The organism is Pseudofrankia saprophytica (assembly GCF_000235425.2).
GTDB lineage: Bacteria > Actinomycetota > Actinomycetes > Frankiales > Frankiaceae > Pseudofrankia > Pseudofrankia saprophytica.
This window is the reverse complement of the sequence record NZ_KI912267.1, coordinates 1051788-1072780: the sequence shown is the minus strand read 5'-3', so window position 1 is coordinate 1072780 and position 20993 is coordinate 1051788. Positions and strand designations below refer to the sequence as shown.

Below are 20993 nucleotides of genomic sequence, written 5' to 3'. Positions count from 1 at the left end.
AGAACGCGACGGCGCCGCCGGCTCCCTGCTGGGAACCGGCGGCGCCGGGTGCTGCTGGTGCCGCCCGCCTGGGCGGGTCAGCGGGCCAGGCGACGCGCGGTCATGCGACCGTGCGGTCTCGGCCCTCGGTTCGGCCTTCGGTCAGACGGTCGCGTGCTCCGTCGCGGCGGCCTGCGACGGGACGAACAGGATCGGCTTGTCGCCGGCCAGCGCGCTGCAGGTGGTGTCGATCATCAGCGCCGAGACCACGTACGGGTCCATGTTCGCGTTCGGACGGCGGTCCTCGAGCCAGCCCTTGCGGGCCTTCGAGACGGCCCACGGGATGCGGATCGACGCGCCGCGGTCCGAGTCACCCCAGGAGAACTTGTTCCACGGAGCGGTCTCGTGCTTGCCGGTGAGGCGGTCCTGGATGCCGTAACCGTAGTTGGTGACGTGCTCCATGACCCGAGTGCCGAGCGCCTCGCAGCAGGTGACGATCGCGTCCCAGCTCTCCATCGTCTGCTTCGTGGAGAAGTTGGTGTGCGCGCCCGCGCCGTTCCAGTCGCCGGCGACCGGCTTGGCGGCGAAGGACACCGACGCGCCGAAGTCCTCGGCGATGCGGTGCAGCAGCCAGCGGGCGACCCAGATCTGGTCACCGATGGCCGGCGCCGGCAGCACGCCGATCTGGAACTCCCACTGGCCCATCATGACCTCGGCGTTGGTGCCCTCGATCGCGAGGCCGGCGTCGATGCACGCCTGGGTGTGCTTCTCGACGATGTCCCGGCCGGGCATCTTCTCGCCGCCGACGCCGCAGTAGTACGGACCCTGCGGCTCCGGGAAGCCGGTGGCCGGCCAGCCCAGCGGGCGGCCGTTCTGGAAGAACGTGTACTCCTGCTCGATGCCGAAGTTCGGGCTGAAGTCGGCGTACTTCTCGGCCAGCTCACGCGCCTTGGCGCGGGTGTTGGTCGGGTGCGGGGTGAAGTCGGTCAGCTCCACCTCGCACAGCACCAGGATGTTGTCGCCGCCACGAATCGGGTCCGGGCAGGTGAAGACCGGGCGCAGGACACAGTCCGAGTTGGAACCGGGCGCCTGGTTCGTGCTGGAGCCGTCGAAGCCCCAGATCTCCGGCTCCTTGCCGTCCTTGATGATCCGGGTCTTGCTGCGCAGCAGCGGCTCCGGCTCGGTGCCGTCGATCCAGATGTACTCGGCCTGAAAGCTCACTCAATACTCCCCGTGATCGGCAGGTCCTAGACACGCGACGATGGGGCCGGCCGGGGGAGGGCCGACGCTAGCCGCGACTGACGGGAGGGTCCATCTGGAGCCTGTCCGGGTCCCGTTACCGATCAGTTCCCCGATTGTTAAATCTATGTCTCAGGGCGCGCAGTTGTCGTTGGTCGGCCGATGGGCCCGGGGGGAAGGCCGCCGGAGCCGCTGAAACCGGCTCGAAATGCACGTGGTGTCACCGGGTGGTAGCCGCCACACATCGGTAGCACCTCGTGAAGTGTGCCAGATCACTAAACGGCCGCACCGTTGGACGGCCATCAGATTCGGCAGGCAGCTCCGCGCCCGCGAATCACGGGATCTCGGTGAGATGCTCGCCCTCGGTCATCCGGTGGATGACCCGACAGGTATCCCGAGGCGGCGCGTAAGGGTCGTCACGGGGTTCGTTCAGCGGACTGCCACCGCGGTGAGGACCAGGCGTGGCCGCTCGGTTGACTGTCTCCAGCGCCGCGGCGCCCATTTCGAAAGGCCGGTTTTCGGGCAGGTTTCGTCGTTCCGTGCGCGGCAGGACGGCCGTACGCGGGGGAACGGCGGCGTCGCGCCCGCTGGTTCGCCGATCGCGGCCAGCCCGCGCCGCGCGCCTTCACACTCGAGGGCGGGGTCGTGGCGAGGCGCCGGGCGCCTCGCCACAAGCCGGCCTCAGATGTCGTAGTGCCTCAGATGTCGTAGTAGAGGTCGAACTCGAAGGGATGGGGACGCAGGCGGATGGCGTCCACCTCATGGGTGCGCTTGTAGTCCAGCCAGGTCTCGATGAGGTCCGGAGTGAACACGTCCCCCGCGGTGAGGAACTCGTTGTCGGCCTCGAGGTGGTCGAGCACGGCCTCCAGCGACCCGGGCACCTGGGGGACGGCCGCGAGCTCGTCCGGCGGCAGCTCGTAGAGGTCCTTGTCGATCGGGTCCGGCGGCTCGATCTTGTTCTTGATGCCGTCGATCCCGGCCATCAGCATCGCCGAGAACGCCAGGTACGGGTTGCAGCTCGGGTCGGGCACGCGGAACTCGACCCGCTTGGCCTTCGGCGAGTCGCCGGTCAGCGGGATCCGGCAGCAGGCCGACCGGTTGCGGGCCGAGTAGACGAGGTTGACCGGCGCCTCGTAGCCGGGCACCAGCCGCCGGTAGGAGTTCGTCGTCGGGTTGGTGAACGCCAGCAGCGCAGGGGCGTGGTGCAGCAGCCCGCCGATGTAGTGCCGAGCGGTCTCGGACAGCCCGCCGTAGCCCTCGGCGCTGTAGAACAGCGGGCTGTCGTCCTTCCAGAGGCTCTGGTGGCAGTGCATGCCGGAGCCGTTGTCCTGGAAGAGCGGCTTGGGCATGAACGTGACGGTGCGGCCTCGGTCGCGGGCGACGTTCTTGATCACGTACTTGTAGAGCATCAGGTTGTCGGCGGTCTTCAGCAGCGTGTCGAAGCGGAAGTCGATCTCCGCCTGGCCGGCGGTGCCGACCTCGTGGTGCTGCATCTCGACGGTGATGCCGACCTTGATCAGCGTCTTGACCATCTCCGAGCGAAGATCGGTGAAGTGGTCGGTCGGCGGCACGGGGAAGTAGCCGCCCTTGAATCTCGGCTTGTAGCCGAGGTTGCCGCCCTCCTCCTTGCGCGCGCTGTTCCACGCGGCCTCGACCGAGTCGACCTTGTGCATCGATCCGTACGGGGTGTACTCGTACCGGATGTCGTCGAAGATGTAGAACTCGGCCTCTGGCCCGAAGAACGCCGTGTCCGCGATCCCTGAACCGCGCAGGTATGCCTCCGCCTTACGCGCCACATTGCGCGGGTCGCGGGAGTACTCTTCCTTGGTGATGGGGTCGTGGATGAAAAACGTCATCGCGAGCGTGGAGTGTTCCCGAAAAGGGTCCTGGAACGCGGTCCGCGGGTCCGGAAGCAGCAGCATGTCCGACTCGTGGATGGCCTGGAAACCGCGGATGGATGAACCGTCGAACATGAGGCCATCGGTGAAGACCGACTCCGTGAAGACTTCCGTCGGAATCGTGAAGTGCTGCATGATCCCCGGTAGGTCACAGAAACGCACGTCGATGAACTCGACGCCTTCGTCCCGGATGTAGCGGAGCACTTCGTCGGCGTTCGCGAACATTCATCCTCCACCCGCGCGGCATACTACCTGGCCCGCAAGGATACCCATGTCCGGACGCGGTGCGTAACCCCACGGTGTGAAGCGGGCATGGCGGATGTGTTTCGATCCGGTTGCCGGGCCCGTCTTCGTCACTTTCTGTAACCAGACTTGGGCGTGAGCCCGTTGCGCATAAGCTTGCGCGGTGCGACGTGAGATCGGACGCTGGCTGGAAGGCCCAGGCCTGCCGCCCACAGACGGCACCCCCGGGGATCGGCTGGGCCTGCCGGCCGACGGCCCCGGTTCGCTGGCCAGTTACGGCGCCCGGTTCGGTGGCTACATCGTCGACGCGGTGCTGGCCAACCTGCTCGCCGGCGTGCCTGTGCTCTTCGGCGCGACCTATGGCGCCTCGACGCGCGGCCTGGTCGTGCTCGCGATCTTCCTGCTCGAGGAGCTCGTGCTGGTGAGCCTCACCGGCCAGACCGTCGGCATGCGGCTGTTCGGCTTCGGCGTGGTGAAGGTTCCCGGCGGCGGGCGGGCGCGCTTCCCGCTCGTCCTCGTGCGGACGCTGCTGCTCGCCCTGCTGATCCCGGTGTTCCTCGTCGACCGTGACCTGCGCGGCCTGCATGACCGCGCCGCGGGCACCGCCCCCGTAAGGGCGGCGCGCCGCGCCTAGGTCGCGCCGCGCCGCATGGAGCGGGAGAAGTCCGCTGGGACCTGCGCCCCAAGGGCCGCAGGCTCAGCTCTGGAGCGGGAGGCGGTAGCCCGCTGGGTCTCTCCGCCCCAGGCGCGCCGGTTTAGCGCGGGCGGCCGCTGCGGGGAATGTTGCGGGGGACCGGACCCTTCGGGATCGGCAGCGACGGACCGGTGCCCGCGACGGCCTTCAGCCGCCGGTCGAGCTGGTCGACATCGCGGCGGCGCAGCGTGCGCCGCAGCCGCATCAGGGTCGGCTGCAGCTTGGCCAGCGGGACCTCGCCCTCGCCGTTGCCGACGATCACGTCGGTGATTGGCACATCGCCGGCGACCCGGCGGATCCGGCGCACCTCGGTGGCGAGCAGGTCGCGGGCGCCTCGGCCCCGCCCCTCCGCGATGATCACGATGCCCGCCCGGCCGACGACGCGGTGCACGACATCCTGGTTCCTGTTCACCTGGACGGCCGGGGTGAGCCGCCAGTCGCCCCTCATCCGCTCGATGATGCCGGCGGCGGCGCCTGGCTTGCCCTCGAGCTCCGCGTAGGCGCTGCGCTGTACCCGGCGGCTGAACAGGTTGACCGCGACGAGGAGACCCAGCAGAACACCGAGGGGTGTCCACAGCCAGATCGGCCCGATGAAGAGGCCCAGCACGAGGAGCACCGCCAGCGGCACCACGAAGCCGAGCAGCATGATCCAGACGACTTTCGGGTCGCGCTGCCGCGTGACCTTGAAGACGAGACGGATCTGGGCGAGCCGACTGGGTGTGTCGGCCTCCTGCGTACGCGCGGCGCCACCCGGCTTCGCCGGGCCCTTCGTGCCGCGTGCCGGGGGCGTAGCCGGTGTGGCCGCGGCTGCCGCCGGCTTCTTCCTCAGTGCCATGCCCGCGAGCCTACGGCCTGTGGCGCGGGGCGCGGCCATGACCGCCGCGATGACGCCTCGTGAGGAGGACGACGGTGGGGTGGCGGCTGGCTGGGCCCGTGTTTCTCCGGGTTCCGGCGCCTCGCCTGGCCTTGCAGCGGGCCGGGCTGTCGGGTCTCCGGGAGCGCCCGACGAGCCGGATCAGCGGTGGGCGGCGGCGGGGCGCCGCGGCCTGGCCGCGGCGAACGAGGGCCGTGCCGGCGCGGCGGCGACCGAGCCGGCCGGGGAACCGGGCCCGCCGCCCTCGGCCCACCGGTAGCCGGAGGTGACGTGCAGGTCGGTGGCCGCGCGCCAGGCGTTGCGCCGGGCGGTGCGCTGACCGCCGTGCGGCAGCACCAGCAGGGTCAGTTCTTCCAGGGTCGACAGCAACGAGCGGAACACAGCGGGTCTGACCTCCCGACACGGTGGTGGTTCTCCCACCCACGCTCGTCGTCCCACCGACGGCGCCGTCCCGCCGGCACTCCGTCGGCGCCGCGCGGGGCCTGGCACGGGTGGCGGGCTTGCCGGTGTGGGGGAACGGGCTACCGGGAACGGAGGTGGATGGTGGTCGTGGGCGTTGCCAGCCCATGCGGCGGCGAGCACTCCCATTGGCGCGTACTCATGTCAGCGCGTGACTCGCGGTGGTGACCGCCAGGTGACGCTACGCCGAAGCCTAGTCCCGTGCCTGTCTGGTCACCAGTCGCAGCTGCTTACGGGAGTGCGTGTTCTAGCGCACAAAAAGAACTATCGATGCACAACCAGTTGGTACCCGGGTGAGTCGAGTGAGATTTCCGGGTTTGGCACCCTCGGGTCGGCCCTGCCGGCCCTGCCGGCCACGACGGCGTGGTGGCTCGCCGCCCGCCGGGTGAGTCGGCAGGTGACCGGATGCGGCCGGGCCCGCCGGTGCGACAGGATGGACGAGTGAGGATCATCGTCACCGGGGCGTCCGGGCTGCTGGGTTCGGAACTGGTGCCCGCGCTGCGGGCGGACGGCCACGACGTGGCGACACTCGTGCGGCGCGAGCCGCGAGGCCCCGGCGAGTTCCGCTGGGACCCGGCGCGCGGCGAGCTCGACGACGCCGCCCTCGTCGGCGTCGACGCGGCTGTGCACCTCGCGGGGGCCGGCGTCGGCGACCACCGGTGGACGGCGGACTACCGCCGCGCCATCCTCGACAGCCGGGTCCAGGGCACCCGGCTGCTGGCCGGCGCCCTCGCCGCGAGCGCGGGCGCCAACACCTCGCCGGCCGGCTCCGCGGGATCTGGATCGGGATCGCGGTCGCCGGCTGTCCTGCTGTCCGCGAGCGGTGTCGGCTGGTACGGGACAGCCGCCGACGACGAGGTCGACGAGACGGCGCCGGCGGGCGGTGGCTTCCTCGCGGACGTCGTGCGTGCCTGGGAGGAGGCGACGGTGGCCGCCGTCGACGCCGGCCTGCGGGTGTGCCTGCTGCGCACCGGCCCCGTCTTCGCCCGCCAGGGCGGGGTGCTCGCCCGCCAGCTGCCACTGTTCCGGGTGGGGCTTGGCGGGCGTCTCGGGTCCGGCCGGCAGTGGCTGGCCTGGATCGGCATCGACGACTGGGTGGCCGCCGTCCGTTTCCTGCTCGCCGCCGATGGGTCGGCTCCCGGCGAACCCCGGCAGGAGGCGGCCTCGAGGGTCGCGGGGCCGGTGAACCTGGTCTCGCCGAATCCGGTGACAGGGGCGGAGTTCGCCCGGACGCTAGGCGGGGTGCTGCACCGCCCGGCGTTGCTGCCCGTGCCCAGGTTCGCGCTGCGTGCCGTCGTCGGCGGCTTCACCGACGAAGGTGTGCTCGCCTCCCAGCGGGTGGTCCCACGAGTGCTGCTGGACGCGGGCTTCCACTTCCAGTACCCCGACCTGGCCGGCGCACTGCGCGCCACCCTGACCGACCAGCGTTCGTAGAACCGTCCCGAGGGATTCGTGGAACCGCCCCGCGAGGGAGGCGCCCGACGATGGCGCCTCGCGGTGGGGCGCCTCGCGGTGGGGCGCCTCGCGGTGGGGCGCCTCGCGCCCCACCGCGGTGCCCGGTCTATTCGAGGTAGTCGCGCAGCTTCTGGGAACGCGACGGATGCCGCAGCTTCGAGAGCGTCTTCGACTCGATCTGCCGGATCCGCTCCCGCGTCACCCCGAACTCCCGACCGACCTCCTCCAACGTCCGAGGATGCCCATCCGTCAACCCGAACCGCAGCTGGATGACCTTCTTCTCCCGATCCGACAACGTGTGCAACACCGAATCCAGCTGCTCCTGCAACAACAGGAAACTCGCCGCATCCACCGGCACGACCGCGTCGGAGTCCTCGATGAAGTCACCGAGGTGGGAGTCCTCCTCCTCACCGATCGGCGTCTCCAGCGAGATGGGCTCCTGGGCGACCTTCTGGATCTCCCGGACCTTGTCCGGGGTCAGGTCCATCTCCTTGGCGATCTCCTCCGGGGTGGGCTCACGGCCCAGGTCCTGCAGGAGCTGTCGCTGGATCCGGATCAGCTTGTTGATCGTCTCGACCATGTGGACCGGGATCCGGATCGTCCGCGCCTGATCCGCGATCGCCCGGGTGATCGCCTGCCGGATCCACCACGTCGCATACGTCGAGAACTTGTAACCCTTGGTGTAGTCGAACTTCTCGACCGCCCGGATCAGACCCAGGTTCCCCTCCTGGATCAGATCCAGGAACAACATCCCCCGGCCGACGTAGCGGCGGGCGATGGAGACCACCAGCCGCAGGTTCGCCTCGACCAGCCGGCTCTTGGCGACCTCGCCGTCCCGCTCGACCCAGGTCAGGTCCGCGCGCAGCCGGACTGCCAGGCCGGTGTCGGCAGCGAGCTTCTCGGCGGCGAACAGGCCGGCCTCGACCCGCTTGGCGAGGTCGACCTCCTCCTCGGCCGTCAGCAGCCGGACTCGGCCGATCTGGGAGAGGTACTGGCGGACACTGTCGTGCGACATCCGGTCGGCGGCCGACGCCGCGGCCGGCATCTTGCTGGCCTCCTGCTCGTCGGGCTCCTCGGCCTCGGCGGACGCGTCGAACTCGGCGTCCTCCTCGTCCTCGTCATCACCGCCCGCCGCGCGCGGGGCCGGTGTCGCCTCGGCCGGCGCCGGCGTCTTGTCGGCGTCGGCCTTGCGACGAGACGCGCCGCCTGGGGCGGCCGGCCGGCGTGACGGGCCTTTCGTGGCCTGCCGAGGGGCCTGCGCCGCCGGCTGCCCCGCGCCCTCGGCGCCGGGCTCCTGCGCTGACGGCTGCCCCGAAGACTGCGTGACAGGCTGAGTCGCGGGCTGTGTCAACGCCACCCCTCCCGAATCCTGTTGCCGGAATGACGATGATGGACCGATCTGGCGTGATCGACCGACCTACAGTAATCGCCAGAGCGACCGAGACCGGGAGATGCGCGCTCGATTTTCAAGATCGCACCTCCTCTGGCCGGTCGGCCCCGCCCGATCCGGTCGCTTCGTCGCGCCGGACTGTTGTCGGGCTCACCGCTGCTAGGCATCCAATGTATTGACCGAACTACGGTGATGTAGTATAGTGGCCAAGTTTCGCCCCCAAGGATACGACACAACTCGCGGTATGTGGGTAGCGAGGCGCCAGCCCGGTTCGACGAGGTGGTTCCCTCTCGGCTCCGTCGTTGGGGAGCGACCTGCGAACGCCTGGTGGTGGGGTTCCCGCCGATGCGCGGCGCGGATCGGCCAGGGAGGCGTTCGCCCGGTCTCATGCTCGGTGTCCGACCAACTATGCCTGGTAAACGGCCGGGTGGGGCCGCTGACCATGAGTTGGTCCCATGGAACTCCCGGCGGCGGGCGGAACAGCCCGGGTTCCCGGATGTCACGCTTCGGCTCGCTCCGATCCGCGCGGGTCGGCATGGCTGACCGGCATACTTTCGCACCTGGACGGCGGGCGGCCGGGCGGCACGCGGAGTCGACAGCACAAGGACCCCCCGCCCTACCTGGCCGGACTCGCCCATAGCGCCCATCTCCTCGCCTCCCGGCGTCACCAGGGCCGGCCAGGCCAAACCCCGACGGCGGCGTGATCGTTACGGGAGCGCAGCCATGGTCGCACGATCTCGGCTCCACCACCACAACCGCCATCTTCCCTATCGACCGGCTGATCGGGGTGTGGCGCACCGGAACACCCGGCACTCGGCAGCTCGGCGCCTGGTCGCGAACCTCTCGAACCTCTCGAACCACTCCGAGATGGTCGACGTTCCGCGCCCATGGCCCCGCGGACACCCCGCCGCGGTGAAAGACGCCTACCGGCCCGCGCCGGTTGTCGCGCTGGTCGTCAGGAGGCGGCCACCCGCTGGGAGATGCGCCAGCCTCCCGCGGTGCGGACCAGGGTGACGTCACGGCGCTCGGGGGCGGCCTGCTCCTTGTTCACGAGCACCTTGCCGCTCGCGTCCAGGATCTCGTAGGCGCCCTGTTGCTCGGTGACTCGTAGCACCACCCGGTCCTGGGTCTGTTCCCGGATCTGCAGGTCCCGGACACGCAGCGACAGCCCGGAGACATGCCCGCCCCCGCTGGCGACCTGCCGCAGCAGGGCAAGATCGGCGGCGTAGATGGCGCTGCCGGCCTCGTAGACGTTCGCCAGCGCGGATTCGTCGACCTGCTCGAACGCGCGGCCCCTGGCCGCGTCCAGGCCGGCGAGCACCGTCTCCCAGGCCTTCTCCGGTGGCTGGCTCGCCGTCGCGGGCGTGGCCGCCGACGGCCTGGGCGTGCTCCCGCTGGCCGAGACTCCAGCTCGGGGAGTAGCCGTCCCGGGAACCGGGGCACCCACCTCGTCGTGCGTGTCACCGCCCGCGGTGCTCAGCAGCACCGCGGCGACGGCGACCGCGATGAGGCCGACGATCCCCGTGAGCACGAGCAACGGGCGGGACATCCGCCCACGCCCGCGCGCCTCCCGGCTGCCCAGCCGTGCGGTGTGGGCGCGCCCCCTGCCGCTTCCGGGCCCCCGCCCGGCCCGGCCCGGCGTGGTGCTGGCGCGTCCGTCCGGCCGGGCGCCCCCCATCCGAGCGCCCGGCCGGACGTCCTGGTGCCCCGCCGCGGGAGGTCCGGGGCGGCGGAGGTCTGGTGGTTCCGGCCGGGGCAGCATCGGCAGGACGTCGACCTCCGGGTCGACGACGGCCCCCTCGACGACCGTGCTGCCCGCCCTCGGCCCGACGTCTGCGACGGGCAGGTCGTCCACGACGGGTGTGTCGACGAAGACGGCGTCGACGACGTCGTCGTCATAGCCACTGTCGTCATAGCCGCCGTCGGCGTAGCCACCATCGTCATGGTCATCGTCGTCATGGTCATCGTCCGCACGGGCGCCGCCGGCGCGCGTCTCGCGGGCGGCGCCGGCGTCGTACAGGTCGTACCCGTCGTCCTCCTCGTCCTCGTCGTCGTCCTCGCCAGGTGCGGTGCGTGCCGGGCCTGGGGCCGGGCCGGTCGTCTCGGGCCCGGTGGCCGAGGCCCGGTCGTCGCCCGTGGCCAGGATGTCGGCGCCGTCCGAGGCCGGCAGCTCCTCGCCGGGCGGCGGTACCGGCGGTGGCGGAGTGATCATCTGGACGGGGGCGGGGCGGGCGCTGTGCGCGAGCGCCGAGGCCAGCTCCGCCGCTGTGGGCCGCCTGGTCGGGTCCGGTACCAGGGCGGTCGCCACGGCGACCGCGACCGCGGCGGCGTCCGGGCCGGTCGCCCGCGCCATCGTGTCGAGCAGCAGGTCGGCGAGGTCGAACACGTCGGCCGCCGTCGTCGGCGCCGGCCCGCCGGCCGCGAGGGCGCGCAGCGCCGCGACGCCGATCCCGGCGAGCTGGGGCCGGCCGTTCGGCTCCAGCAGGATGTCGGCCGGCGTGAGCGTGCCGTGCGCGAGGCCGGCGGCATGCGCGGCCGCCAGCGCCTGCGCGGCCGGCAGACCGACCGTGACGACCTCGCCAGGATCCAGCCGTCCCCGCGCGCCGAGCAACCTGCGCAGGCTCACCGCCTCGGGCACCTGGGCCGTCACCACCGCGAGCCCGTCGTCGACCTCCTCCACCGCGAGCACCGGCACCAGGTGGGGATGGCGCAGCTGGGTGAGCCGCTGCCCGGCAGTGGCAGCCTGGCCGCGCCGGACCGGGTCGGCCGGCAGCCGGACCAGCCGCACCACACACGGCGTGGCGTCGTCGTCGAGCATCGCGGCCCAGACCTCGCCCACACCCGCGTCACCCGGCCATCCGCCGAGCGTCACTCCGGGCACCGCCGGCGGCGCGGGCGTCTCGACCTCGCGCGGCGGCCCCAGCTCGTCCGGGCCGCCGGGCGGGGGAGGGTCCGTCCCATAACCGTGCGTCGACGTCACAAACGGCGACGCTGGCCGATTGGGAAGGCGGTGTCCTGGGTTCTGCGCAAGTTGTGGATAACTTCTTGGCGCGAGGATTCACGGGACCCCGCGGATAGGTTGGTGCGAGGGCCGGACCCGCCCCCAGGACCCGTCCTCAGACTGGAGCGCAGCGGTGAACATCCTCGCGACGAGCGGCGGCTACCGCCCGGACGGCCGCTACGGGGCCCGGATCGGCCCGCTGATCCAGCACGCGATCGCGCTGTCGGACGCCGGCGACCGGCCCCGGGTGTGCCTGCTGGAGACCGCGCTCGGCGACGACTCGGCGGCCTATGCCCGCTGGTACGCGGCGATGTCGCGCGACCGACCGGACGTGCGGGCCAGCCACTTGGCGCTGTTCCCGATGCCGAATGTGGACGACGTCCGCGCGCACCTGCTCGGTCAGGACGTCATCTGGGTCGGCGGCGGAAGCGTCGCGAACCTGCTCGCGGTATGGCGCACGCACGGGCTGCCGGAGATCCTCGCCGAGGCGTGGCGGGCCGGGGTGGTGCTCGCCGGGGTGTCCGCCGGCTCGCTGTGCTGGCACGTCGGCGGCACTACCGACTCCTTCGGCCCCGACCTGCGGCCGGTGACGAACGGCCTCGCGCTGCTGCCGTTCAGCAACACCCCGCACTACGACTCCGAGGCCGCCCGCCGCCCGCTCTACCAGAAGCTCGTCGGCGACGGCGTGCTGCCCGCAGGCTGGGCCACCGACGACGGGGTCGGCCTGCATTTCCGCGGCATCGAGCTGGTCGAGGCGGTCGCCGACCGGCCGAACGCGAAGGCCTGGCGGGTCCAGCTCGGCGAGGACGGCGCGGTCGTCGAGACGGCCGTCGAACCCCGGCTGCTGTCTGACTGAGCGAGTGCCGCGGCCGGCGTAGGCTCGGACGGGTGGATGTCGTGCGGTTGTCCGTTGTGCCGTATGTCGAGGCGTGGGATCTGCAGCGTGACCTGGCGGCGAGACGGGCCGCGGGGGACGCGCCGGACACGCTGATCCTGCTGGAGCATCCGGACGTCTACACCGCCGGCCGGCGCACCGAGGCCTGGGAGCGTCCCGAGGACGACACCGAGGTCGTCGACGTCGATCGCGGCGGCAAGATCACCTGGCACGGGCCAGGCCAGCTGGTCGGCTACCCGATCGTAGCGCTGCCCCGGCCGCTCGACGTGGTCGCCTACGTCAGGGCTCTGGAGGACGCGATGATCGCCGTGTGCGCCGAGTTCGGCGTGCCGACCCACCGGGTCGAGGGGCGCTCGGGCGTCTGGACGATGGACGACCAGCGAAAGCTCGGCGCCATCGGCATCCGGGTCCGCAAGGGCGTGACGTACCACGGCATCGCACTGAACTGCTGCCCCGACCTGCGTGTCTTCGACCGGATCGTCGCCTGCGGGATCACCGACGCGAGCGCGGGCAGCCTCACCGCGGAGCTGGGCCGGACCGTCACGGTCGCCGAGGCCCGGCCGGTCGTCGAGCGGCACGTGCTCCACCACCTCGGTCATTTCCTCACCGGCGGCCGCCCTTCCGAAGGGGACGGCGCGGTCCTGGTGGCGAGCGAGTCCCCGGCGGGGGTGTCCGCATGAGTGCGGTCGCGCCGGAGGGGCGTCCGCTGCTGCGGCTGGAGGCGCGCAACGCGGCGACGCCGATCGAGCGCAAGCCGCCGTGGATCCGCACCCGGCTGCGCACCGGCCCGGAGTACAGCGACATCAAGAACCTGGTCCGTGCCGAAGGCCTGCACACGGTGTGCGAGGAGGCCGGCTGCCCCAACATCTACGAGTGCTGGGAGGACCGGGAGGCGACGTTCCTCATCGGCGGGGATGTGTGCACCCGCCGGTGCGACTTCTGCCAGATCGACTCCGGCCGGCCCACCCCGCTCGACCGGGACGAGCCGCGCCGGGTGGCCGAGTCGGTGCGCACGATGGGCCTGCGCTACGCGACCATCACCGGTGTCGCCCGCGACGATCTGCCCGACGGCGGCTCCTGGCTGTACGCGGAGACGGTCCGCGCCGTGCACGAGATGTCGCCCGGTACCGGGGTCGAGGTGCTCATCCCCGACTTCGGCGGCCGTCCCGAGCAACTGGCCGAGGTGTTCGGCGCCGCCCCCGAGGTGCTGGCGCACAACGTCGAGACCGTTCCCCGGATCTTCAAGCGGATCCGCCCGGCGTTCCGCTACGAGCGCTCGCTGGAGGTCATCACCGCCGCCCGCGCGGCGGGGCTGGTGACGAAGTCGAACCTGATCCTCGGGCTTGGCGAGACCGACGACGAGGTCGAGACGGCGATGGCCGACCTGGTCGCCGCCGGCTGCGACCTGCTGACCGTCACCCAGTACCTGCGGCCCACTCCGCGTCACCACCCGGTGGAGCGCTGGGTCAGGCCGGAGGAGTTCGTGGCATGGGCGGAGCGCGGCGAACAGATGGGCTTCGCCGGGGTGCTCGCCGGCCCGCTCGTCCGGTCGTCCTACCGCGCCGGCCGCCTCTACCAGCAGGCGATAGCGGCCCGTGGCCAGTCCCCGGCCACGATGGCCCCCACCTCCTGATCCGGACGCCGGCCGGGACGGCCCACCGCCGACCGGCCAGCCGCTACTGAAGATCTCCCCAGGACCGCGGCTCGGGTCGTGACCTGGTGGGCTCGTCGGAGCCCTGACCCCGACGAGCACACCAGGTCCCCGACGGCTGCCGGAGTCGGGAGTTGCCGGGCGAGGGCGAGGGCGCGGACCATACCTGACGGTGTGTCAGATGATCAATATCGGGTTTCGTGCGGAGTTTGCGCGTTGACGAGCCGGGTCCGCGGTCCACGTGTCGGTGCGGTTCCTGATTGACCATCAGATTTGCCATGGGTACGGTTCCCGTCCACCGGGGCAGGCGACGTGGGCTCCGGTGGGGCCGCCACCTCGGCATCGTTGGGTTGTCCGCGAGGGTCGGCCGCGTGGCGTAACGGTGTTCCCCTCGTGAAGGACGTGCCATGGAGAGATCGTCCCGATTACCCCGCTTGCGATGTCTCGGCGTCTTGGTCGTGTCGGCCGTCCTGGCCGCTGCCTGCGCCTCAGGCAACCGCGGCGCGAATCCCGAGGGGAGCGGCGGCGTGTCCGCCGCCGCCTCGGGCAGCGCCGCGCCGGCGTCCCAGACCTTCGGCGACCTGCCGAGCCCGTGCGGTCCGGGAGCCGCGAAGGGCGCGACGGACCAGGGTGTCACCGACACCGCCATCAACATCGCCTACGGCGACGACCGTGGCTTCACCGGCAGCCCCGGCCTGTCCCACGAGGTCGGTGACGCCGTCAAGGCGATGATCGGCTGGTGCAACGAGCAGGGCGGGATCAACGGCCGCGAGATCGTGGGCAAGTTCTACGACGCCAAGATCACCGAGACCAACAACGTGATGACCGAGGCGTGCGCCTCGGCGTTCATGCTCGTCGGCCAGGGGTGGGCGCTCGACTCCACTGGTGAGCAGACCCGGGTCAACTGCAACCTCGTGTCGGTCGAGACCTACTCGGTGAGCCCGGAGTTCGCCAACGGTCCCATGCAGTTCGAGGCCGTGCCGAACCCGGCCGACGAGACGGTCGGGGCGTTCTTCTCCCAGTTCGCCAAGCTCTACCCGGACAAGGTCCGGAAGGCTGCCCAGTACACCACGACGCTCGCGACCGAGAACTACTCGAACAGGCGTGGGGTCGTGACCGCCCAGCAGTTCGGCTGGAACTGGCTGCCCTGCACGCAGACGGTCAACTACTTCGGCGAGCCGGACTACAAGCCGTTCATGCAGAAGCTGAAGGACTGCGGGGCGGAGGTCGTCTGGTTCAACCTTTCCGCCGGACCGCAGCTGTACAACGCCCTGCAGGCCGCCAACCAGGTCGGTTTCCACCCGCTCTGGATCACCGAGACCAACAACTACGTCAAGGGTTTCGCCGACTTCAACTCCAACGGCCTGGCCGACAACGTCTTCGTCCGTACGGCCTACATCCCGATGGAGCAGGCCGACCAGTTCCCGGCGGTCAAGAAGTACATCGACGTCGTCAGGGCTGACGGCGGTGACGTCAGCCAGCTGGGGATGCAGGCGACCTCGTCCTTCCTGCTGTGGGCGACCGCGGCGAAGAAGTGCGGGTCGACGCTCACCAGGCAGTGCATGGTCAACGAGCTCTCGAAGATCCACGACTGGACCGGCGGTGGCATGCACGCGGCGACCGACCCGGGCGGGAACCATGGCCCGACCTGCGGCATGCTGCTGCGGCTGCAGGGCACGAAGTACGTCCAGGTGTACCCGCAGAAGACCGGGACCTTCGACTGCTCCCCGAGCTACACCGTGAAACTGCCGGCCGACTTCGTGACCGTGAAGCTCAACTCCGACCGGATCGCCCTGAACTACCTGACCGACAAGGCCATCAAGCCGCAGAGCTAGCCGCAGACCTGAGGGCTGTCTGAGGGCCTCCGGGGGCGCAAGGCCTGGCCATCTTCGCGCCCCCCTCTGGCCATGGCTGCGTCCGCGGCGGCTGTCCCCGAGTGGTCCCCGCCCGCCCTGCCCCGCGGGCGGTGGGCCAGTCGACAAAAAACGGTCACTCGAGACGGGTTGGTTCAGGAGTGGACCAGTTTCTGCAGTACACGATCCTCGGCCTGGTGCTGGGCGGTATCTATGGAATCGCCGCCTCGGGCCTGGTCCTGACATGCACCACGTCCGGCATCTTCAACTTCGGTCACGGCTCGATCGCGATGCTGTCGGCATTTGTCTACTGGCAGGTCCGGTTCGGCTGGAACTGGCCGGCCCCGCTGGCGCTCGTCGCCGTCCTTGGCGTGTTCGCGCCGGCACTTGGCGCGTTGCTCCATCTGTCGATCATGCGGGGTCTGCGGGATACGACGGAGATCACGAGGATCACGGTGACGGTCGCACTGACCGTCGGCTCGCTCGCCCTGGCGAACTGGATCTGGGACCCGACCGTCCCTCGACGGTTCGACTACTTCTTCGGCCCCACCCACCAGGTCGACATCGCCGGCAGCCACATCACCTACCACGAGCTACTCGCGCTCGCCGCGGCCGTGATGATCGCGGTGGGACTGCGCTTCTTCTTCTACCGGACCCGCACGGGCGTCGGCATGCGCGCCGTCGTCGACGACCCGCCGCTGCTGCAGCTGACCGGGGGCCGCCCGGAGCGCCTGGCGACGATGTCCTGGGCGCTTGGCGCCATGCTCGCGGCGCTCGCCGGCATCCTGATCACACCGATCCTGGGCGGCTCGCTCGACCCGAACGCGCTCACCCTGCTGGTCATCGACGCCTTCGCCGCCGCCGTCTTCGGCCGGCTGCGCAGCGTGCCGCTGACCTTCCTCGGCGCCGTGGTGCTGGGTCTGGCGAACAACTACGTGCTGGCGTACTTCCCGAGCCAGCGATGGACGTGGACGTCGAACTTCCGCATCTCGCTGCCGATGATCCTGCTCTTCGTCGTGCTCCTCTGGCTGCCGCAGGATCGGCTGCGCGGCGGGACGATCACCAGGGCACGGGAACGGTTCCGGGTCCCGACCATGCGGATGGCCCTGATCTGGGCGGTGGTCCTGGTCGTCGGCATGTTCCTTCTCAAGGCGATCATGGCTCCGACCGTCGTCAACACGATGGTCACCGGTATGACCTTCGCGATCATCGCGCTGTCGCTGGTCCCGCTGACCGGATACGCGGGGGAGATCAACCTGGCCCCGGTGTCCTTCGGCGCCATCGGAACGATCATCGCTTATCACTACGGCATCACCGGCAGCGGGCCGGACACCCGGATGACGGTCTGGGGCCTGCTGCTCGCGGCCGTGGTGTGCACGGTGGTCGGCGCGCTCGTCGCGCTGCCAGCGCTGCGCCTGCGCGGGCTCTACCTGGCCCTGGCCACGATGGCCTTCGGTGTGTTCGTCTCGACGATGGTCGTCGCGGACACGGTCCCCCGAGTGCTGCCGCTGCTGCACCTCAAGTTCTCGATCTTCCCGAACGGGACCCTCAACGTCCCGCGCCCGAGACTGGGCGTGATCGACCTGGCCAACGGCGGGACGTTCCTGATGGTCGTCACCATCCTGTTCGCGGTGCTCGGCGTGCTCATGGTCGCGCTACGGCGCAGCGGCTATGGGCACCGCCTGGTGGCGCTGAAGGACAGCCCGGCGGCCTGCGCCACGCTGGGGCAGAACCCCGTCCGCCTCAAGCTCTCGGTCTTCATGCTCTCGGCCGCGATCGCGGGCCTTGGCGGCGCCCTGATGTCGTCGGCGCTGGTATCCGTCAACCCCGACCGGTTCACCATCTTCGTCAGCCTCGGGCTGGTCATGACCGTGGTCGTCGCGGGCATCGGATACGTCAGCGGGGCGCTCGCCGGTGGCCTCCTTGCCGGCGTCGGCTTCGTGGCCCTGCAGAACGTGTTCGACAAGGTCGGCACGGACCACAGCTCCCTGCACGACCTGTTCTCGTTCCTGAGCCAGTTCTCGACCGTGCTGCCGGCGCTGATCGGCATCAGCCTGTCCCGCAGTCCGACCGGCTTCGTCAACGACATCATCGAGACCTTCGCGGTCTTCAGACGTGCCCGCGTCATGCTCGGCGCCGGGCTGGCGCTGCAGGCAGCCATCTACCTGCTGGCGTACACCGACACGACCAGCAACTGGTGGCTCGTCGCGCTGAGCGTCCTGCTGTGGGGGATCTGGCCACGGATCACGCCGCTGGTGACCGACCGGTTGGTCCCCGCCGCGCGGGCCAGGGTGGCCGGGCCGTCCACCGCCGGTTCGGGCGAGGCGCCGCTGGAGCTCGTCGGCGTGGACGTCCCCTTCACACCCGAGCATCTCGCGCTGCTGGACCGCACCCTTGGGCTGCCCGGGACGCCGGTCGTGCGGGCCGTGCCGGCCGCGCGACTCGAGCCCACCCGTTCGCCCGAAGCAGTAGGGGAGGCCCGTCATGGCCTTGCTTGAGACGGACGCCATCACGGTCCGGTTCGGCGGCAACATCGCCCTGGACGACGTCTCGATCTCCGTCGAGCCAGGCCGGGTGACCGGCCTCATCGGCCCGAACGGAGCCGGCAAGACCACCCTGTTCAACGTCGTCACCGGGCTGCTCGCCCCCACCCACGGGCGGGTGCTCGTCGACGGCGCCGACGTGACCGACGTGGCGCCCTACAGGCGGGCGCACCGCGGCCTCGCCCGCACCTTCCAGCGCCTCGAACCGTTCGTGTCGCTGTCCGTCCGGGACAACGTCCGGGTCGCCGGCCAGATACGCAACACGTGGCGGCGCGGCGGGCGCATCGACGTCGACAGGGAGACCGGCCGGGTCCTCGACCTCGTCGGTCTGACCAGCGTCGCCGACCGGGACGTGGCCGAGCTGCCCACGGGCCAGGCGCGCCTGGTCGAGCTCGGCCGCGCGCTGATGACCGGGCCGGGGGTGCTGCTGCTGGACGAGCCCGCCTCCGGCCAGACCGAGCAGGAGACCGACGCGTTCGGGCGTCTCCTGCGCCGGCTCGCCCAGGAGGACGGCATCGCCATCTGCCTCGTCGAGCACGACGTCGGCCTGGTGATGGACGTGTGTTCGATGATCTACGTGCTGGACTACGGGAAGGTCATCGCCTCAGGGCCGCCGGAGGTGGTCCGCGTCGACCCGGTCGTCATCGACGCCTACCTGGGTTCGGCCGAGGAGGACGCCGCGTGAGCGGGACGGATGTCCTGCCGGAGGCGGAGGCGGCGGGGGCCGGGCTCGGGGCGGGCGCGGGTGGCGCGCCGCCGCTGCTGGAGCTGACCGGGGTCCGCGCCGGGTACGGCCCGATCGAGGTCCTGCACGGGGTGGACCTCGCGGTGGCCGCCGGCTCCGTGGTCGCCCTGCTCGGGCCGAACGGCGCTGGCAAGACCACCACGCTGAGCGTCTGTTGCGGGCTGCTCCGGCCGGCGAGCGGACAGCTGCGGCTCGCCGGCCGCGACGTCACCGGAGCGTCCGCCGAAGCGCTGGCGCGGCTCGGGGTGTGCACGATCCCCGAGCGCCGCGGGATCTTCCCGAACCTCACGGTCCGGGAGAATCTGTGGATGATGTCGCAGGCCGGCACGTCGCTGGCGGACCTCGAGGAGGTCGCCTACGCCCGTTTCCCGGTTCTCGGCCAGCGCCGCGGTCAGCTGGCCGGCACGCTGTCCGGCGGCCAGCAGCAGATGCTGGCGCTGACCAGGGCGCTCGGGACCAACCCGGCGGTCCTGCTGCTGGACGAGCTCTCGATGGGGCTGGCCCCCCGGGTCGTCCGCGAGCTCTACGAGATCGTCGGCCGGCTGGCGGCGGAGGGCATGTCGATTCTCATCGTCGAGCAGTTCGCCCGCACCGTTCTGCCCATCGCCGACCAGGTGGCCCTCATGCTCCATGGCCGGATCGTCGACGTCGGTGCACCGTCAGAGGTGGAGGAAATTCTCCCCGCCTCGTACCTGGGAGCGTGAGGCAACGATGGAACAAGGCCGGATCGACCAGTTCAAGGCCGACGTGTCCAGGCTGAAGGTGCGGACCGGGGACGGTCGCCGGGACGGCGTCCTGCAGATCGTCGGCATCGCCCTCATGGTCGTCGGCATCGTCGTCGACCTCGTGGTGTACACATCGTCCCGCAACCTGAACGATCCCCGCGACATCCAGTCGGACATCATCCTGGCCATCGCGTTCCTCGCGGTCGCCGGCGCCGGCGCGGCGCTGTTCCTCTACGCCTCGCTGGCGAGGTTCCTGCGGTTCTGGCTGCTGCGCCAGGTCTACGAGTCGCAGAGCCAGATCGACCAGGTGGTCGCCGTCTTCCAGCCCCGCCGGTCGGAGGCGGGGCCCGGGGTGGCTGACACCGGGGCGCCGGTCGCGGTCACCGCTGTCCCGCCCGACGGGCGGGACAAGGCCTCCGGCGACTCGGTCGCCGCCAGCGTCAGCTGAGGCGCGGGGCGCGGGCGGGTCACGAGACGTTCGCCAGCCGCGTGCCTCCGGCGGAGGAAGCAGCGAGCCCTGCGCACCGAAGGGTGCGCAGGGCCCGGGCTGTCTGGCGAGGTGCTAGTGGCCGAGCTCGCCCTCGAAGGCGCCCTCCTCCAGGCGGGCCTTGATCGTGTTGAGGAAGCGGGCGGCGTCGGCGCCGTCGACGATCCGGTGGTCGTAGGTCAGCGACAGGTACACCGTCGAGCGAACGGCGATCACCTCGCCGAGGTTCGGGTCCTCGATGACGGCCGGGCGCTTGACGACGGCGCCGGTGCCGAGGATGCCGACCTGCGGCTGGTTGATGATCGGCGTGTCGATCAGCGCGCCCCGGCTGCCGGTGTTGGTCAGCGTGAAGGTGCCGCCGCCCAGCTCGTCGGGAGAGACCTGGTTCGCCCGGGTCCGCTTCGCCAGGTCGTCGATCTTGCGAGCCATCCCGGCGAGGTTCAGGTCACCGGCATTGTGGATCACGGGCACGAGCAGGCCGCGATCGCTGTCCACCGCGATGCCCAGGTGCTCGACGTCGTAGTAGGTGATCGTGCCGGCCTCGGTGTCGACGCTGGAGTTGAGCACTGGGTGCGCGCGCAGCGCCTCGCAGGCGGCCACCGCGAAGAACGGCAGGAACGACAGCTTGACGCCCTCGCGGGCGAGGAACGCGTCCTTCGCCTGCGCGCGCAGCCGGGCGATCTTCGTGACGTCGACCTCGACGATCGTGGTCAGCTGGGCGCTGATCTGCAGCGACTCCACCATGCGGCGGGCGATGACCGAGCGCAGCCGGGACAGCTTCTCGGTCTTGCCCCGCAGCGCCGGCACCGGGGCCGCGGGGGCGGCCGGGCGGGCCGGGGCGGGCGCCGTGGCGGCCGGAGCC

17 protein-coding genes are annotated in these 20993 nt (G+C 71.0%); 10 read left to right on the top strand and 7 right to left on the bottom strand.

Features of this window, described 5'->3' with window-relative positions; genetic code table 11:
* Positions 1-141: 141 nt before the first annotated feature.
* Positions 142-1200 (bottom strand): glutamine synthetase GlnII, encoded by a 1059-nt coding sequence (gene glnII / locus FRCN3DRAFT_RS0239020; protein WP_007516890.1) that lies wholly within the window; start codon positions 1198-1200, stop codon positions 142-144.
* 716 nt (positions 1201-1916) lie between these two features.
* On the bottom strand, positions 1917-3341 hold the full coding sequence (glnA, locus tag FRCN3DRAFT_RS0239015; protein WP_007516892.1) for a type I glutamate--ammonia ligase: 1425 nt from the start codon (positions 3339-3341) through the stop codon (positions 1917-1919).
* Positions 3342-3522: 181 nt separating this feature from the next.
* Between glnA and FRCN3DRAFT_RS0239010 the strand changes: the two genes are divergently transcribed.
* On the top strand, positions 3523-3993 hold the full coding sequence (locus FRCN3DRAFT_RS0239010) for an RDD family protein (protein WP_007516894.1): 471 nt from the start codon (positions 3523-3525) through the stop codon (positions 3991-3993).
* Between the two features lie 121 nt (positions 3994-4114).
* Here FRCN3DRAFT_RS0239010 and FRCN3DRAFT_RS0239005 read toward each other — a convergent pair whose 3' ends face one another.
* Positions 4115-4888, bottom strand: a complete 774-nt coding sequence (locus FRCN3DRAFT_RS0239005; protein ID WP_007516896.1) for a DUF4191 domain-containing protein — start codon at positions 4886-4888, stop codon at positions 4115-4117.
* Between the two features lie 180 nt (positions 4889-5068).
* The gene (locus tag FRCN3DRAFT_RS0239000) at positions 5069-5308 is read right to left on the bottom strand and encodes a hypothetical protein (RefSeq protein WP_007516898.1); all 240 of its coding nucleotides are present in this window, start codon (positions 5306-5308) and stop codon (positions 5069-5071) included.
* Between the two features lie 519 nt (positions 5309-5827).
* Here FRCN3DRAFT_RS0239000 and FRCN3DRAFT_RS0238995 point away from each other — a divergent pair.
* On the top strand, positions 5828-6820 hold the full coding sequence (locus tag FRCN3DRAFT_RS0238995) for a TIGR01777 family oxidoreductase (protein ID WP_007516900.1): 993 nt from the start codon (positions 5828-5830) through the stop codon (positions 6818-6820).
* Between the two features lie 127 nt (positions 6821-6947).
* Here the strand turns inward: FRCN3DRAFT_RS0238995 and FRCN3DRAFT_RS0238990 are convergent, their stop codons facing one another.
* Together FRCN3DRAFT_RS0238990 and FRCN3DRAFT_RS0238985 are read right to left on the bottom strand one after the other, a co-directional pair.
* Positions 6948-8198 carry an RNA polymerase sigma factor gene (locus FRCN3DRAFT_RS0238990; protein WP_007516902.1) on the bottom strand — a complete coding sequence of 417 codons (1251 nt, stop codon included), beginning with the start codon at positions 8196-8198 and terminating at the stop codon, positions 6948-6950.
* Positions 8199-9186: 988 nt separating this feature from the next.
* On the bottom strand, positions 9187-11211 hold the full coding sequence (locus FRCN3DRAFT_RS0238985; RefSeq protein ID WP_007516903.1) for a hypothetical protein: 2025 nt from the start codon (positions 11209-11211) through the stop codon (positions 9187-9189).
* A gap of 154 nt (positions 11212-11365) precedes the next feature.
* Between FRCN3DRAFT_RS0238985 and FRCN3DRAFT_RS0238980 the strand changes: the two genes are divergently transcribed.
* The 8 genes from FRCN3DRAFT_RS0238980 to FRCN3DRAFT_RS48445 all read left to right on the top strand — a co-directional run bounded on the left by FRCN3DRAFT_RS0238980 (position 11366) and on the right by FRCN3DRAFT_RS48445 (position 20092).
* A complete protein-coding gene (locus FRCN3DRAFT_RS0238980) occupies positions 11366-12088 on the top strand; it encodes a Type 1 glutamine amidotransferase-like domain-containing protein (RefSeq protein ID WP_007516905.1) in 723 nt (240 codons plus the stop codon).
* 32 nt (positions 12089-12120) lie between these two features.
* The gene (gene lipB / locus FRCN3DRAFT_RS0238975) at positions 12121-12807 is read left to right on the top strand and encodes a lipoyl(octanoyl) transferase LipB (protein ID WP_027141335.1); all 687 of its coding nucleotides are present in this window, start codon (positions 12121-12123) and stop codon (positions 12805-12807) included.
* Positions 12804-13760, top strand: coding sequence for a lipoyl synthase (gene lipA / locus FRCN3DRAFT_RS0238970; RefSeq protein WP_007516909.1), 957 nt, complete (start codon positions 12804-12806; stop codon positions 13758-13760). The genes lipB and lipA overlap by 4 nt, the downstream gene beginning before the upstream one ends.
* A gap of 545 nt (positions 13761-14305) precedes the next feature.
* Positions 14306-15613, top strand: coding sequence for an ABC transporter substrate-binding protein (locus FRCN3DRAFT_RS0238965; protein WP_232794392.1), 1308 nt, complete (start codon positions 14306-14308; stop codon positions 15611-15613).
* A 179-nt stretch (positions 15614-15792) separates the two neighbouring features.
* Positions 15793-18129: a branched-chain amino acid ABC transporter permease gene (locus FRCN3DRAFT_RS0238960; RefSeq protein WP_007516912.1), complete on the top strand. Its 2337-nt coding sequence runs from the start codon at positions 15793-15795 to the stop codon at positions 18127-18129.
* A complete protein-coding gene (locus tag FRCN3DRAFT_RS0238955; RefSeq protein WP_007516914.1) occupies positions 18116-18859 on the top strand; it encodes an ABC transporter ATP-binding protein in 744 nt (247 codons plus the stop codon). Before FRCN3DRAFT_RS0238960 ends, FRCN3DRAFT_RS0238955 begins: the two co-directional genes overlap by 14 nt.
* On the top strand, positions 18856-19623 hold the full coding sequence (locus FRCN3DRAFT_RS0238950; protein ID WP_007516915.1) for a branched-chain amino acid ABC transporter ATP-binding protein: 768 nt from the start codon (positions 18856-18858) through the stop codon (positions 19621-19623). The genes FRCN3DRAFT_RS0238955 and FRCN3DRAFT_RS0238950 overlap by 4 nt, the downstream gene beginning before the upstream one ends.
* Positions 19624-19630: 7 nt before the next feature.
* A complete protein-coding gene (locus tag FRCN3DRAFT_RS48445; RefSeq protein WP_007516917.1) occupies positions 19631-20092 on the top strand; it encodes a hypothetical protein in 462 nt (153 codons plus the stop codon).
* A 114-nt stretch (positions 20093-20206) separates the two neighbouring features.
* Here the strand turns inward: FRCN3DRAFT_RS48445 and FRCN3DRAFT_RS48440 are convergent.
* Positions 20207-20993: 2-oxo acid dehydrogenase subunit E2 (locus FRCN3DRAFT_RS48440; RefSeq protein ID WP_007516919.1), on the bottom strand; the 787-nt coding region annotated here is incomplete at its 5' end.

Coding starts and splice junctions, on each gene's coding strand:
- glnA (WP_007516892.1), bottom strand. CDS start 3,341: ATGTTCGCGAACGCCGACGAAGTGCTCCGCTACATCCGGGACGAAGGC.
- FRCN3DRAFT_RS0239005 (WP_007516896.1), bottom strand. CDS start 4,888: ATGGCACTGAGGAAGAAGCCGGCGGCAGCCGCGGCCACACCGGCTACG.
- lipA (WP_007516909.1), top strand. CDS start 12,804: ATGAGTGCGGTCGCGCCGGAGGGGCGTCCGCTGCTGCGGCTGGAGGCG.
- FRCN3DRAFT_RS0238955 (WP_007516914.1), top strand. CDS start 18,116: ATGGCCTTGCTTGAGACGGACGCCATCACGGTCCGGTTCGGCGGCAAC.
- FRCN3DRAFT_RS48445 (WP_007516917.1), top strand. CDS start 19,631: ATGGAACAAGGCCGGATCGACCAGTTCAAGGCCGACGTGTCCAGGCTG.